Here is a 13455-nt window from a genome sequence, read left to right on the forward strand (position 1 = left end):
GAGAAAAGCTAGGAGGCGAGAAGAGCCGGTGATCGACGAGACCCTCTTCGAGGCCGAGGAAAAGATGGAGAGCGCGGTCGAGCACGCCAAGGAGGAGTTCGCCGCCATTCGCACGGGGCGGGCCACCCCGGCCATGTTCTCCAAGATCCTGGTGGACTACTACGGCGCGCCCACGCCGGTGACGCAGATGGCCTCGGTCGGCGTCCCCGAGCCGCGCATGGTGATCGTGAAGCCCTACGACACGTCCCAGCTGGGGCCGATCGAGCGGGCGATCCGTGACTCCGACCTCGGTGTCAACCCCAACAACGAGGGCACTCAGCTGCGCATCCACCTGCCGCAGATGACCGAGGAGCGGCGCCGCGAGATGATCAAGGTCGCGCGCTCCAAGGCGGAGGAGGGCCGGGTGGCCATCCGTAACGTGCGCCGCAAGGCCAAGGAGCAGATCGACCGTCTGGTCAAGGACGGCGAGACCGGCGAGGACGAGGGCCGCCGCGCCGAGAAGGAGCTCGATGACGTGACCCACCGTTACGTCGCCGTCGTGGACGAGCTCGTCAAGCACAAGGAATCCGAGTTGCTCGAGGTCTGATGTCATACCTCGATCCGCGTGCCGGGCGCACTTCCGGCGACGACACGGCCTGGCACGCGGCCGAGGATGTGCCCACGGGTCCGCTGCCAGTGGTCGAGCCTTCGCAACCCGAGCCTAAGAAGGGCCCGGGCAAGCGCCGTGCCGGCAAGGGAGTGGGCGAGCCCACGACCAGCCGTGCCGGGCGCAACCTGCCGGCCGCCATCGGGGTCGGCGTCGGCCTCGTCGTCGCCGTCCTCGCCTCTCTGCTCTTCTGGGAGCCGGCCTTCTTCGCCGTGATCGCTGTCGCGTCCGGTGTCGGTGTCTGGGAGATGACCCGGGCCCTGCGCTCGGCGGGCGCCAACGCGCCGGCCGTCCCGCTGATCGGCGGCTCGGTCCTGATGACCGGCCTGGCCTGGTACAGCGGCACCGACGCCCTGCTGATCGGCCTGGTGGTCACCGTGCTGGCCGCGATCGTCTGGCGGCTGGCCGACGGCGCCGAGGCCTTCCGCCGCGACCTGACGGCAAGCGTGCTGGTCGCGGTCTACGTGCCGTTCCTGCTCAGCTTCGGCATCCTGCTCTTCCTGCCCGATCACGACAAAGGCCAGTGGCGGGTGCTCTGCACGCTGCTCGCCGTTGTGCTCTCCGACACCGGCGGCTACGCGACCGGCGTGTTCTTCGGCAAGCACAAGATGGCCCCGTCGATCAGCCCCGGCAAGACCTGGGAGGGCTTCGCCGGCTCGGTCTGCGCCTCGGCGATCGGCAGCGCGCTGCTGCTCTACTTCCTGCTCGACATCCAGGTGTACTGGGGTCTGCTGTTCGGCGCCCTGATCTCGGTGGTCGCGGTGATCGGCGACCTGGCCGAGTCGATGCTCAAGCGCGATCTGGGCGTCAAGGACATGAGCAACCTGCTGCCCGGCCACGGCGGCCTGATGGACCGGCTCGACTCGATCCTGTTCGCCGTGCCCACCGCGTACCTCCTCTTCGCCCTGATCGCGTGGGCCCAGTGAACTTCCCCGAGCGTGCGAGACTTGTTCTGCCATGACGATTCTTCCGGTCATCCCGACCAGCCCCGACAAGCCCGATGCGGTCACCACCCGTCGCCGCCCCGCCATGCCCCCGCGGCACCTCGCCGACATGGACCTCGCCGCCCGCCAGGCCGCGGTGACCGCCCTCGGCGAGCCCGCGTTCCGCGCGAAGCAGCTCTCCACCCACTACTTCGGCCGGCTCGTGCGCGACATCGACGAGATGACCGACCTGCCCGCCAAGACGCGCGCCCGGCTCACCGGTGACCTGCTGCCCACGCTGCTGACCCCGGTCCGTGAGCTGGCCTGCGACGAGGGCGCCACGCGCAAGGCGCTGTGGCGGCTGCACGACGGCGCGCTGGTCGAGAGCGTCCTCATGGGCTACCCCGACCGGGTGACCGCCTGCGTCTCCAGCCAGGCCGGCTGCGGCATGGCCTGCCCGTTCTGCGCGACCGGCCAGCAGGGCCTGACCCGCAACCTGTCGGTCGCCGAGATCGTCGACCAGGTCGTCTACCTGGCCGGTGTCGCCGCCTCGGGCGCGGTCACCGGCTCGCCGCCGCGGCTGTCCCGCGTCGTCTTCATGGGCATGGGCGAGCCGCTGGCCAACTACCCCCGCGTGATCGAGGCGGTCCGCCGGCTGACCACCCCGGCGCCGGAGGGCCTGGGACTTTCGCAACGGCACATAACCGTCTCCACCGTGGGACTAGTGCCCGCTATGCGCCGGCTGACGGCCGAAGACCTGAACGTGACCCTTGCGCTGTCCCTGCACGCCCCCGATGATGATCTGCGCGATGAGCTAGTGCCCGTCAACCAGCGTTGGAAGGTGGCCGAGGTGCTCGATGCCGCGTTCGACTACGCGGCGCAGACGGGACGCCGGATCTCGATCGAGTACGCCCTGATCAGGGACGTCAACGATCAGCCCTGGCGTGCCGACCTGCTCGGCAAGCTGTTGCACGGCAAGCTGGCGCATGTGAATCTCATCCCGCTCAACCCGACACCGGGCAGCAAGTGGGATGCGAGCCCGAAACCGGTCGAGCGCGAGTTCGTCCGCCGCCTCCGTGAGGCCGGAGTGTCGACGACGGTTCGCGACACCCGGGGCCGGGAGATCGACGGCGCGTGCGGCCAGCTGGCCGCGGGCGAGCTTACGGAGGCGAGCGCTGGGGGCGCCGCCGACGCGGAGGTGGCACAGTGACTGGGCTCAGGTCCCAGCGAGCGGAGTGGGAGACGTTGTGACGAGTCAGGGGCAGCGTTTCCGGCGGCGTGCGCTGCGCCGCGGCTACAAGGTCGATGAGGTCGACGCCTTCCTGGACCGGGTCGAGGCCACGCTGGCCGGCGAGCAGTCCGGCCCGCCCGTGGGCGCGCAGGAGGTGCACGACGTGGTCTTCCGCGTGCGCTTCGGCGGCTACGACGAGTGGCAGGTCGACCTTCACCTTGACCGCGTCGAGCGCCAGCTGGCCGAGCTCGAGGACCGCGGCGGCCGTGGCGCCCCCGCGCCCGACCCGATGCGCGACTCGCTCCGCGGCGGCCTCACCACGGGCAGCTTCGCGCGCCCGCCGGCCGGCGCCAACACCGGCAGCATCAACGCGGCCGCCGCCGGGCGGATGGCGCCGCCCACCGAGCGCCTGCCCGCCCCGCCGATCCGGGACGACCGCATGCCCGACCGGATGCCGCCCCCGGACCGGATGGCGCCCGACCGCATGCAGCAGCAGCGCCCGCAGATGCCGCCGCCCGACCCGTACGGCGGCCGTTTCGACGAGCCGACCGGCTACGGTCAGCCGCCGCAGCCTCAGCTGCCACAGCGCCCGGCTCAGCAGCCGCCCCCGCCGGCGTACGACCCGCGGGATCAGCGGGACCCCCGTGACCCTCGCGGCTACGACCAGGGCGGGTACGACCAGGGCTTCGACAACACCGGTGGTTTCGACAACACGGGCGGGTTCGACGGCTTCGAGGCCGGCCGGCACGGCAAGACCGACATGACGGCCGAGATCCGCATGCCCCGTGAGCAGGACCCGCGCGGCTACGGCGCCCCGCCGCCGATGGGTGGCCCCCCGATGGGTGGCCCGCCGCCCATGGGCAACGCCCCGATGAGCGGCGCGCCGCAGGGCGGCTACGGCGGACCGCCGCAGCCGCAGCTCCCGCCGCCGATGGGCGAGCCGGGTGGCGAGCTCTACCGCGTCGACCAGCTGCGCCGCACGTTCCAGCCCCGTCGCTTCGGCAGCGGCTACGACCCGATGCAGGTCGACCGGCTGTTCGAAGGCATCCTGCAGGCGATGACCGGGCGCGGGCCCATGCCCGTACCGGAAAACGATCTTGACATGCTGCAGTTCGGCCTCGTGCCGGGTGGCTACTTCGAGGCCGAGGTGGACGCCGCGTTGCGCGAGGTCAAGGACATCCTCACCAGACGCCGATAAAAGGAAAAGGGGCCCTGACGGGCCCCTTTTTCGTGATGCGCGAGATTACTGCTCGCTCGGGCGCAGACCCCGGCGGCGGAGCACGGCGTCGGCGATCACCGCGACGACGAGGCCGACCGCGAAGACGACGAGCCAGATGTTCTCGGTGTTGCCCTCGTGGTTGCCCCAGAAGAACATCAGGATGACGATCGCCGAGATGATCGCGCCCTTCTGTCCCCGCCTCCGGTTGCCCGGCTTGAGCTGATCGGGCGCGTAGACCTCTTCATGTTCTTCCGCAGACACGCCGGAGTCCTTCCTCGAAGGCGTTCTCATCCCTGATCAGTCTCGCACGGCGGCTCCGCGCGCGGACCACCAACCCGGACCCGGTACCTTCGATGCGGTCGGGTTCTTGGATCGAGGGAGTTAAACGGTGCGGATCACGGGCACTGGGCACGCGAGCATGCGGATCGACACCGCCGCCGGCAGCATTCTGTGCGATCCGTGGGTCAATCCCGCATTTTTCGCATCATGGTTCCCATTCCCGGACAACTCGCAGCTCGACTGGGAGACCCTGGGCGACGTCGACTACCTCTACGTGTCGCACCTGCACCGCGACCACTTCGACGCCAAGCACCTCAAGCGCTACATCAACAAAAAGGCGACGGTGCTGCTGCCGGAATATCCGACCAGCCAGCTCGAGGACGAGCTGCGCGAGCTGGGCTTCACCAGCTTCCTGCGGACCAAGTCGGACGAGGTGCACGAGCTCGACGGCGGCCTGAAGATCATGATCCAGGCGCTGATCAGCCCGACCGACGGCCCGATCGGCGACTCCTCGCTGTGGGTCGAGCACGACGGCATCCGGGTGCTCAACCAGAACGACGCCCGCCCCTCCGACCTGAGCCGCTTCGCCGAGCTCGGTCACGTGCACGCGCACATGCTCCAGTTCTCCGGCGCGATCTGGTACCCGATGGTCTACGAGCTGCCCGACGCCGCCAAGACCGCGTTCGGCAAGCAGAAGCGCGACCGCCAGTTCGACCGCACCTGGCGCTACATCGACGACCTGAAGGCCGACCACGTCTTCCCGATCGCCGGCCCGCCCTGCTTCCTCGACGACGAGCTCTACCAGTTCAACGACATCTTCGGTGACGAGGGCAACATCTTCCCCGACCAGTCGGTCTTCATGACCGAGTACGCCAAGGTCGGCGGCACGAACGGCATCGTCCTGCTCCCGGGTTCCGTGACGGAAATGTCCGAAAAGGGGGCCACCACAACGCATCCGGTCCCGGTCGACGAGTTCTTCGCCAACAAGAAGCAGCACCTCGAGGAGATGCGCGAGCGCAAGGCCCCGATCATCGAGGCCGAGAAAGCGTCCTGGCGCCACCCCGAGATCGACGTGCTGGGTGAGCTCAAGAAGCGCATCGAGCCCCTGCTCGAAGAGTCCATCTACATGGCGCAGGGCGTCGGCGGCCCGGTCCGTTTCGACTTCACCGACAGCTTCGGCCCGACCGGCGAGATCCTCGAGTCGATCGTCGTCGACTTCCCCGGCAAGCAGGTCCGCCCGTACGCCGACGAAAAGGTCCGCTACCGCTTCAAGACCGGCCGCGCCCTGGTCGAGCACCTCATTCACATCGACGAGGGTGACTGGGTCAACTCGCTGTTCCTGAGCTGCCGCTTCTCCGCCGCGCGCATCGGGCAGTACAACGAATTCGTCTACGCGTTCTTCAAGTGCCTCTCCGAGGAGCGCCTGCAATACGCCGAGGGCTGGTACGACGAGCACGAGAAGGCCGTCGAGGCCGAGGACACGCAATTCGGCGACTGGACCGTCCAGCGGCGCTGCCCGCATCTCAAGGCCGACCTCAGCCGCTTCGGCATGGTGGACGGAAACGTCCTCACGTGCCAGCTGCACGGCTGGAAATTCGACCTCCCCAGCGGCCGGTGCCTCACGAGTGTCGGTCACAAGATCCGGGCGACGAAAAACGCCGAATAAATCGATGTCGTAGCGGGGTGGGGCGTACAGACCGCTGCTCCCGCCGAGGGCTCGGGCGGGGCGAGCTGGTCGCTGCGCGCCCAGAGCGCTCACCCCACCCGAGCGACGTGCGTAAGTGGTCACCCTCGAGAGCCAAAGCCACCTCCCGGCCCGAGGCGCGAGCCCCGACTCACCAGCCGCCCGGGACTTCACCGGCCCGGCGCCCTGGCACCCTCGTCGACCGGTTCGTGGCCACGACCGCCCAGCCTCGCGGGGCGCGGCGACCTCGATAGCGGCCGCGCCGGCCCTGGTCGTCGCGGCCGGCCGGTCGCAGCGTTGGACCGAACCGTGCCGGAAGACGCGCATGGACAGGTATCAGGGGGCGGGGCCTCCCGGCTGATCAGCTCAACAGGCCTGGGCGGCCCCGTCTCGTGGGGAGGCGGGGCCGCGGTGTGGGCGGTGGCGCTAGGCGACGCCCAGGTCCTTCAGGATGCGCTTGGCCACGTTGTGGCCGGCGGCGCCGATGACGCTGCCGGCCGGGTGGGTGCCGGCCGAGCCCGCGTACAGGCCGTCGAGGCCGGTGAAGTACGGCATGCGCTCGTTGAAGGCGACCGTGTTGTCCACGTGGTGGATGTGGCCGCCGGTGATGCCGAAGTGCTCCTCGATGCCGGGCGGGGTCAGCGGCATCGTGTCGACGACCAGGTCGCGGGTGCCGGGCGCGTACCGCTCGGCGATGTCCAGCATCTTGTCGACGTAGCCCGGCAGCTCGGCCTCCCAGGTCGAGCCGGCCGGCTGGTAGGGCACCGACTGCACGAACAGCGCCGACGAGTGGTGGCCCTCGGCGTCGCGCAGCGACGGGTCGACCGTCGTGTGCAGGTACCACTCGATCGTCGGCTCTTCGGGGAGCCGCCCGGCCTGGACGTCGGCCCACATGGCGCGCAGCGCGGCCATCGGTGAGTCGGTGCCGGGGACGCCGGCCAGGCCGGCCGAGCCGGGCAGCAGGTGGATGGTGGAGCCGAACGGCGACGGGCTGCCGGCCGGGAGGCACGAGAACCGGGGCAGGCCCCGCAGCGCCATATTGATCTTCAGGGTGGTGCCCGTCTTGCGGACTGAGGCCATGTGGTCGGTCAGCGACGAGGGCAGGGTGCCCGAGGGCACCAGGTCGATCAGGCGGTACGGGTCGCAGCTGCCGAGCACGACCCGGGCCGCGATCGAGCGGCCGTCGGCCAGCACGACGCCGCTCGCGGCCCCGCCGTCGACGGTCACCGAGGCCACCGGGGCATCAGTGAGGATCTGCGCCCCGGCGGCCCGCGCGGCGTCGGCGAAGACGCGCGACACCGTGCCCATGCCGCCCTCGGCGATCATCCAGGTGCCGTCCGAGCCGGGCAGGCGGCACATGTTGTGCACCAGGAAGTTGTGGCCGGTGCCGGGGTCGTCGGGGCCCGCGTTCAGGCCGGACAGCCCGTCGGTCACCGCGTACATGCTCATCAGCAGTTCGCTCTTGAAGCCGAACCGGGCCAGATAGTCGGCGACCGAACCCCGTACGAGATCAACGAATGTGCTCTGAAGCTGGGGCCGGATGTGCCGGTCGGCGATCTCCTCGACCGTGCCCGGCTCCTCGAGCCACGCCGGGGCCAGGTCGGACCGCAGCGCCGCGATCTCGACGGCGAGCTGCTCGTCGGCCGCGACGTCGCGGCGCGAGAAGAAGCGCTCGAGCTGGGCCCGGGTGGCCGCCTGGTCACGCCCGAACAGCAGATGGGGCGAGCCGGCCGGCCCGGGCGTGGGGAGGAAGTAGTGCGGGTCTCGGCGCAACACGGGGATGTCGACGTCGAGAGTGCGCAGCAGCTCGGGCGGCATCAGCCCGAGCAGGTAGGAACCGGTGGACTGACCCAAACCGGGTGCGGCCGGGAAGGGCCGCTCGGTGCGCGTGGCACCGCCGATCACGTTCGCCGCCTCGAGCACGGTGACGCTCAGGCCGGCACGCGCCAGCAGGATCGCGGAGACGAGGCCGTTGTGGCCCGCTCCGATGATCACCACGTCGGAGCGCAGGGGGAGAGTGGTCATGGCTTGGGAGCGTAGCGCGCTGTTATGTGAAGATCACTCCGCTAATCGGCGCGAAATCTGGCGGTCTGATACAGGCTGGCACTCCGTGTGGCCGCATATCCGGCGAGCACAATCACATGGAACAGATACAGCCAGAGCCCCACGGCGATCGTTCCGCCGATCGCGTCGAACCCGCCGAAGGGCGCGCCCAGGTCGAGCGGCAGGGAACAGAACAGCACGAAGCCGTGCAGAAAGCCGGACAGGTTGGCCGCGGTGAAGGACCCGATGAGGATGGTCGACAGCCATCGGGGACGGCCCGGGGCCACGTACCGGTAGACCCAGATCACCACCGGCGTGAGCAGCAGCCAGCAGGCCAGGAACGACAAGACCACGCCCAGTACGGAGTACCAGCCGCCGCGCACCCAGAGCCCGCTGGTCGACGGCAGGGCCAGGAACATCGCCAGCAGCAGGGCCGGGGCGGCGGCCAGGATCGGCAGCCACAGCAGGCGTCCCCGCCAGCCGACGAGAGGTTCGCTGCCGGGCGCTCGCAACGAGACGAAGGCCCGGCGCAGCCCTTCGCCGTAGAAGGTGGCCGGCAGCAGGCTGGCGAGCGCGAACCACGGCGTCAGGTGCAGCCCGGCGTCGATCAGGGCGGAGAGGGCCCGCGGCGCGCCGATCTCGCTCGGCAGCGCGTTGATCGTGTGGCCGGTGAGACGGCGTACCCGATCGGCCCCCGCGATCAAGCCGGTGACCCAGATGGCCAGCAAAGCGATCGGAACCACCGCGATTCCGGCGTAAAAGGTGACCGCGGCGGCGTGCAACGCGAGGTCACGCCCCTTCAATGGCCGAAAGAGGGAGATCAACCACTGGGGCATGCACAGGGACGTACCCAGTTATCCACAGGCCGACGCGAGCGATCTCCGGCGATCCGGGAAGATGGGCGGCATGCGCGACCTAGTCCTGCTCGGCTCGACCGGATCCATCGGCACTCAGGCCATCGACATCGTGCGGCGCAACCCCGGCCGGTTCCGGGTGGTCGCCCTCGGCGCCGGCGGCGGCAACGTCGCGCTGCTCGCCGCCCAGGCCCTCGAGCTGGGCGTCGACGTGGTCGGCGTGGCCCGCTCCTCGGTCGTCCAGGATCTCCAGCTCGCCTTCTACGCCGAGGCGCAGCGGCGTGGCTGGGCCACCGGCGACTTCAAGCTGCCCAAGATCGTGGCCGGTCCCGACGCGATGACCGAGCTCGCCCGCTGGCCGTGCGACGTCGTGCTCAACGGCGTGGTCGGCAGCCTCGGCCTGGCACCGACCCTGGCCGCCCTCGAGTCGGGCCGGGTGCTCGCCCTGGCCAACAAGGAGTCACTGGTCGCCGGGGGCCCGCTGGTCCGCCGCATCGCCAAGCCGGGCCAGATCGTCCCGGTCGACTCGGAGCATTCGGCGCTCGCGCAGTGCCTGCGCGGCGGCAGCCGCGAAGAGGTGCGCCGGCTCGTACTGACCGCCAGCGGGGGAGCGTTCCGCGGCCGCCGCCGCGAGGAGCTGACGAATGTCACACCTGAGGAAGCGCTGAAACATCCGACCTGGGACATGGGCCCGGTCGTGACGATCAACTCGGCCACGATGGTCAACAAGGCGCTCGAGGTGATCGAGGCGCACGAGCTGTTCGCCGTGCCGTACGACGACATCGAGGTCATGGTCCACCCGCAGTCGGTGATCCACTCGATGGTCGAGTTCACCGACGGGTCGACGCTGGCCCAGGCCAGCCCGCCCGACATGCGGCTGCCGATCGCGCTGGCCCTGGCCTGGCCCGAGCGGGTGCCGGGCGCGGCCGCTGCCGTCGACTGGAGCCAGGCCCACAACTGGGAGTTCCGCCCGCTCGACGAGGAGGCGTTCCCGGCCGTCCGGCTGGCCAAGCAGGCCGGCCGCGAGGGGCGCTGCCGCCCGGCCATCTACAACGCGGCCAACGAGGAGTGTGTGGCCGCTTTCGTCGCCGGTCGGCTACCTTTTCTGGGCATCGTCGACACGCTCGCGGAGGTGCTCGCGACGGCCCCGGATTTTGCCGAGCCGGGTACCGTCGAGGAAGTGCTCGCCGCCGAGAATTGGGCGCGCGCCCAGGCACATGACGTGATCGCCAGGCTTGATACTGCGGCAAAAGGAGCTTGATGCTGTACTGGCTGGGTGTCGCCGCGTTCGCGCTGGCCATCCTGATCTCGGTGAGCCTCCACGAGGCCGGTCACATGATCACTGCCAAGCGATTCGGCATGAAGGTGACCCGGTACTTCGTGGGTTTCGGCCCCACTGTCTTCTCGTTCCGGCGAGGTGAGACGGAGTACGGCCTCAAGGCGATCCCGCTCGGCGGCTTCTGCAAGATCGTCGGCATGACGCCGCAGGACGACGACGTCGCCCCCGAGGACCAGCCGCGCGCCATGTGGCGGTTCCCGGTCTGGAAGCGGACGATCGTGATGTCCGCTGGCTCGATCACCCACTTCCTGCTGGCCATCGTGGCCACCTGGATCGCCGCGTTCACGTTCGGCCTGCAGAACACGTCGTACCCGACGACCACCGCCCTCCAGCTCAAGGAACGGCCTGTCATCGACGCGCCGGCCTGCGTCTGGGCGGGCACGGCTCCGGCCGGGGCCACGGCCGACAACTGCAAGCCCGGTGTGAACGGCGCCATCGCCGGCCCGGCCTACGCGGCCGGCATCCGCGACGGCGACCTGATCACCAACGTCGGCGGCACGCCGATCACCACGTACGGCGACCTGGTCAACAAGATCCGCTCGCTGCCGGCCGGCAAGGTCGCCTTCGAGTACTCCCGCGACGGCGTCCCCGGCAAGGCCGAGGTCAACCTGGTCAGTGCCGAGCGCGCGGCGATCACCGACGAGAGCGACGACGCCAAGACCACCACCGTGTCGATCGCGGCCATCGGCTGGGACGACCCGAGCATCCCGGGCATCATCAAATACAACGTGGCCTCGGCCGTGCCCGCGACCTTCGACTACAGCTGGTACCTGGTCGAGAACACGTTCGAGGCGATGAAGCGGATCCCCGACAAGATCCCCGCCCTGTGGCACTCGATCACCGGCGACGAGCGCGACCCGAACACCCCGATCAGCGTGGTCGGCGCCAGCCGGCTCGGCGGCGAGGCCCTGGCCAACGGCGTGCCGCAGCTGTTCCTCACGATCTTCATCTCGCTCAACGTGTTCATCGGCATCTTCAACCTGCTGCCGCTGCTCCCGCTCGACGGCGGGCACATCGCCATCGCCTGGTACGAGCGGGTGCGCTCCTGGCTCTACGCCCGCCTCAAGAAGCCCGACCCGGGCCGCGTCGACTACTACAAACTGATGCCTGTCACGTACGCAGTCATCTTGATCGGTGGTGCGTTCACCCTGCTGACCGTCACCGCCGACATCGTCAACCCGATCACGATCTTCAACAGGTGATGTGAAGTGACCGCCATCAGTCTCGGAATGCCGGCAGTGCCCCCTCCGCCGCTGGCTCCCCGCCGCAAGAGCCGCCAGATCATGGTCGGCAACGTGCCGGTGGGTGGCGGCGCGCCGGTCAGTGTGCAGTCGATGACGACCACGCTCACGGCCGACGTCAACAAGACCCTTCAGCAGATCGCCGAGCTGACCGCCGCCGGCTGTCAGATCGTCCGGGTCGCCGTGCCGTCGCAGGACGACGTCGAGGCGCTGCCCGCGATCGCCAAGAAATCCGGCATCCCGGTGATCGCTGACATCCACTTCCAGCCGAAATACGTCTTCGCGGCGATCGACGCCGGCTGCGCGGCGGTCCGGGTCAACCCGGGCAACATCCGCCAGTTCGACGACAAGGTGAAAGAGATCGCCCGGGCGGCCTCCGACGCCGGCATCCCGATCCGCATCGGCGTGAACGCGGGCTCGCTCGACAAGCGCCTGCTGGAGAAATACGGCAAGGCCACCGCCGAGGCGCTGGTCGAGTCGGCGCTGTGGGAGTGCTCGCTCTTCGAGGAGCACGGCTTCCGCGACATCAAGATCTCGGTCAAGCACAACGACCCGGTCGTCATGATCCGCGCCTACCGGCAGCTCGCCGAGCAGTGCGACTACCCGCTGCACCTCGGCGTCACCGAGGCCGGCCCCGCCTTCCAGGGCACGATCAAGAGCTCGGTCGCCTTCGGCGCGCTGCTGGCCGAGGGCATCGGCGACACCATCCGGGTGTCGCTGTCGGCCCCGCCGGTCGAGGAGATCAAGGTCGGCCAGGCGATCCTCGAGTCGCTGGGCCTGCGCGAGCGCGGCCTCGAGATCGTCTCCTGCCCGAGCTGCGGCCGGGCCCAGGTCGACGTCTACACCCTGGCCGAGCAGGTGACGGCGGCCCTCGACGGCTTCCCGGTCCCGCTGCGGGTGGCCGTCATGGGCTGCGTCGTCAACGGCCCCGGCGAGGCCCGCGAGGCCGACCTGGGTGTGGCCTCCGGCAACGGCAAGGGCCAGATCTTCGTCAAGGGCCAGGTCATCAAGACGGTCCCCGAGTCGATCATCGTCGAGACCCTGGTCGAAGAGGCCCTGCGCCTGGCCGACGAGATGGGCGCCGACCTCCCCGAGGAGCTCCGCGACCTGGTCCCCGGCCCCCGGGTGACCGTGCACTGACGCGCGCCACGAACGACAGGCCCCGCCGTTTCGGCGGGGCCTGTCGCGTTTCAGGGTTCGGTGAGCGCGCGGACGAGAGGTGCCGGAAGAGGTGCACCCAGTTCGTCGGCGTGGGCGGGGTGGCTAGGAGGAACGGAAAAGGCTGTACGCCTTCCCCGGTGTTCGGCCGTCGGCCGGGAACTCCGGTCGGCCGCACGGCCTACTCGCTGTCGGCGAGGATGGCGTACAGCTTGCGCTTGGTCTCGTTCAGCACCTCGAGCGCCTTCTGGCGCTGCTCGTCGGTGCCGGAGAAACCGACCTGCTTCAGGGCGCCCAGGATGCCGGCGGCGGCGTCGCGGAAGTCCTGCACCTGCGACATGGTGTCGTCGCCGATGCGGGCCCACGGCGGGTTCTCCGCGGCTGCCTCGGCCTCGGGACGGCCGTCGGCGGTCAGGTGGTAGCTCTTGCGCCCACCGTTCGCCTCGGCCTCGATGAGGCCCTCGTCCTCGAGCAGTTGCAGCGTCGGGTAGACCGAGCCGGGGCTCGGGCGCCAGATGCCGTTCGTGCGGGAGTCGAGCTCCTGGATCATCTCGTAGCCGTGCATCGGCCGCTCCAGAAGCAGCGCCAGCACGGCCGGGCGGACGTTGAGGCGCTGACCGCGGCCGCCGCGGCGCTGACCGCGACCGCCGGGGCCACCGAACGGGCCGCCGGGGCCGAAGCCGCCGAAGTCGGGACCGCCACCGCCGAACGGGAAACCGCCCGGGAAGCCGAAGCCGCCGCGGTGGCGGCGTCCGTGGGGACCTTCGTGGGTGTACCTCATGACCTTCTCCGATCTGTTGTCGATAGTTAGACGATATATCGGCAACGCATCGGCGAC

General features: G+C 69.8%; 12 protein-coding genes. 8 read left to right on the forward strand and 4 right to left on the reverse strand.

The window, feature by feature from the left end:
- Positions 1-28: 28 nt before the first annotated feature.
- The 4 genes from frr to CRP55_RS05885 are packed head-to-tail and all read left to right on the forward strand — an operon-like array spanning position 29 to position 3998.
- Entirely contained in the window at positions 29-586 is a 558-nt protein-coding gene (gene frr, locus CRP55_RS05870; protein WP_097318491.1) for a ribosome recycling factor, read from the forward strand.
- Positions 586-1572, forward strand: a complete 987-nt coding sequence (locus CRP55_RS05875; protein ID WP_097318494.1) for a phosphatidate cytidylyltransferase — start codon at positions 586-588, stop codon at positions 1570-1572. The genes frr and CRP55_RS05875 overlap by 1 nt, the downstream gene beginning before the upstream one ends.
- A gap of 31 nt (positions 1573-1603) precedes the next feature.
- Entirely contained in the window at positions 1604-2779 is a 1176-nt protein-coding gene (gene rlmN / locus CRP55_RS05880) for a dual-specificity RNA methyltransferase RlmN (protein WP_097318496.1), read from the forward strand.
- Positions 2780-2816: 37 nt separating this feature from the next.
- The gene (locus CRP55_RS05885) at positions 2817-3998 is read left to right on the forward strand and encodes a DivIVA domain-containing protein (RefSeq protein WP_097318499.1); all 1182 of its coding nucleotides are present in this window, start codon (positions 2817-2819) and stop codon (positions 3996-3998) included.
- Between the two features lie 45 nt (positions 3999-4043).
- Here the strand turns inward: CRP55_RS05885 and CRP55_RS05890 are convergent, their stop codons facing one another.
- On the reverse strand, positions 4044-4280 hold the full coding sequence (locus CRP55_RS05890; RefSeq protein WP_245922800.1) for a DUF2631 domain-containing protein: 237 nt from the start codon (positions 4278-4280) through the stop codon (positions 4044-4046).
- A 127-nt stretch (positions 4281-4407) separates the two neighbouring features.
- Here CRP55_RS05890 and CRP55_RS05895 point away from each other — a divergent pair, with 127 nt between their 5' ends.
- Positions 4408-5964 carry a Rieske 2Fe-2S domain-containing protein gene (locus CRP55_RS05895; RefSeq protein WP_097318503.1) on the forward strand — a complete coding sequence of 519 codons (1557 nt, stop codon included), beginning with the start codon at positions 4408-4410 and terminating at the stop codon, positions 5962-5964.
- A gap of 444 nt (positions 5965-6408) precedes the next feature.
- On the opposite strand, the gene CRP55_RS05900 is transcribed toward CRP55_RS05895, so the two are convergent.
- Together CRP55_RS05900 and CRP55_RS05905 are read right to left on the reverse strand one after the other, a co-directional pair.
- A complete protein-coding gene (locus CRP55_RS05900) occupies positions 6409-8007 on the reverse strand; it encodes a phytoene desaturase family protein (protein WP_097318504.1) in 1599 nt (532 codons plus the stop codon).
- Between the two features lie 41 nt (positions 8008-8048).
- Positions 8049-8861, reverse strand: a complete 813-nt coding sequence (locus tag CRP55_RS05905) for a YhjD/YihY/BrkB family envelope integrity protein (protein WP_097318505.1) — start codon at positions 8859-8861, stop codon at positions 8049-8051.
- Between the two features lie 61 nt (positions 8862-8922).
- On the opposite strand from CRP55_RS05905, the gene dxr reads away from it, so the two are divergent.
- From dxr to ispG, 3 genes are read left to right on the forward strand one after another with little or no spacing between them, the layout of a single operon-like run.
- A complete protein-coding gene (dxr, locus tag CRP55_RS05910) occupies positions 8923-10140 on the forward strand; it encodes a 1-deoxy-D-xylulose-5-phosphate reductoisomerase (RefSeq protein WP_097318506.1) in 1218 nt (405 codons plus the stop codon).
- Positions 10140-11420, forward strand: coding sequence for a M50 family metallopeptidase (locus tag CRP55_RS05915; RefSeq protein ID WP_097318507.1), 1281 nt, complete (start codon positions 10140-10142; stop codon positions 11418-11420). The genes dxr and CRP55_RS05915 overlap by 1 nt, the downstream gene beginning before the upstream one ends.
- A 6-nt stretch (positions 11421-11426) precedes the next feature.
- Positions 11427-12599 carry a flavodoxin-dependent (E)-4-hydroxy-3-methylbut-2-enyl-diphosphate synthase gene (gene ispG, locus CRP55_RS05920; RefSeq protein ID WP_097318508.1) on the forward strand — a complete coding sequence of 391 codons (1173 nt, stop codon included), beginning with the start codon at positions 11427-11429 and terminating at the stop codon, positions 12597-12599.
- 199 nt (positions 12600-12798) lie between these two features.
- Here ispG and CRP55_RS05925 read toward each other — a convergent pair whose 3' ends face one another.
- The gene (locus CRP55_RS05925; RefSeq protein ID WP_097318509.1) at positions 12799-13398 is read right to left on the reverse strand and encodes a PadR family transcriptional regulator; all 600 of its coding nucleotides are present in this window, start codon (positions 13396-13398) and stop codon (positions 12799-12801) included.
- Positions 13399-13455 lie beyond the last annotated feature (57 nt).

The organism is Paractinoplanes atraurantiacus, from assembly GCF_900215205.1.
In the GTDB taxonomy this organism is placed as follows: domain Bacteria; phylum Actinomycetota; class Actinomycetes; order Mycobacteriales; family Micromonosporaceae; genus Actinoplanes; species Actinoplanes atraurantiacus.

What these genes read in the sequence shown, in the direction of transcription:
- rlmN (WP_097318496.1), top strand. Translation starts at nt 1,604, where the DNA reads ATGACGATTCTTCCGGTCATCCCGACCAGCCCCGACAAGCCCGATGCG.
- dxr (WP_097318506.1), top strand. Translation starts at nt 8,923, where the DNA reads ATGGGCGGCATGCGCGACCTAGTCCTGCTCGGCTCGACCGGATCCATC.
- CRP55_RS05915 (WP_097318507.1), top strand. Translation starts at nt 10,140, where the DNA reads ATGCTGTACTGGCTGGGTGTCGCCGCGTTCGCGCTGGCCATCCTGATC.
- CRP55_RS05905 (WP_097318505.1), bottom strand. Translation starts at nt 8,861, where the DNA reads ATGCCCCAGTGGTTGATCTCCCTCTTTCGGCCATTGAAGGGGCGTGAC.
- CRP55_RS05925 (WP_097318509.1), bottom strand. Translation starts at nt 13,398, where the DNA reads ATGAGGTACACCCACGAAGGTCCCCACGGACGCCGCCACCGCGGCGGC.
- CRP55_RS05900 (WP_097318504.1), bottom strand. Translation starts at nt 8,007, where the DNA reads ATGACCACTCTCCCCCTGCGCTCCGACGTGGTGATCATCGGAGCGGGC.
- CRP55_RS05875 (WP_097318494.1), top strand. Translation starts at nt 586, where the DNA reads ATGTCATACCTCGATCCGCGTGCCGGGCGCACTTCCGGCGACGACACG.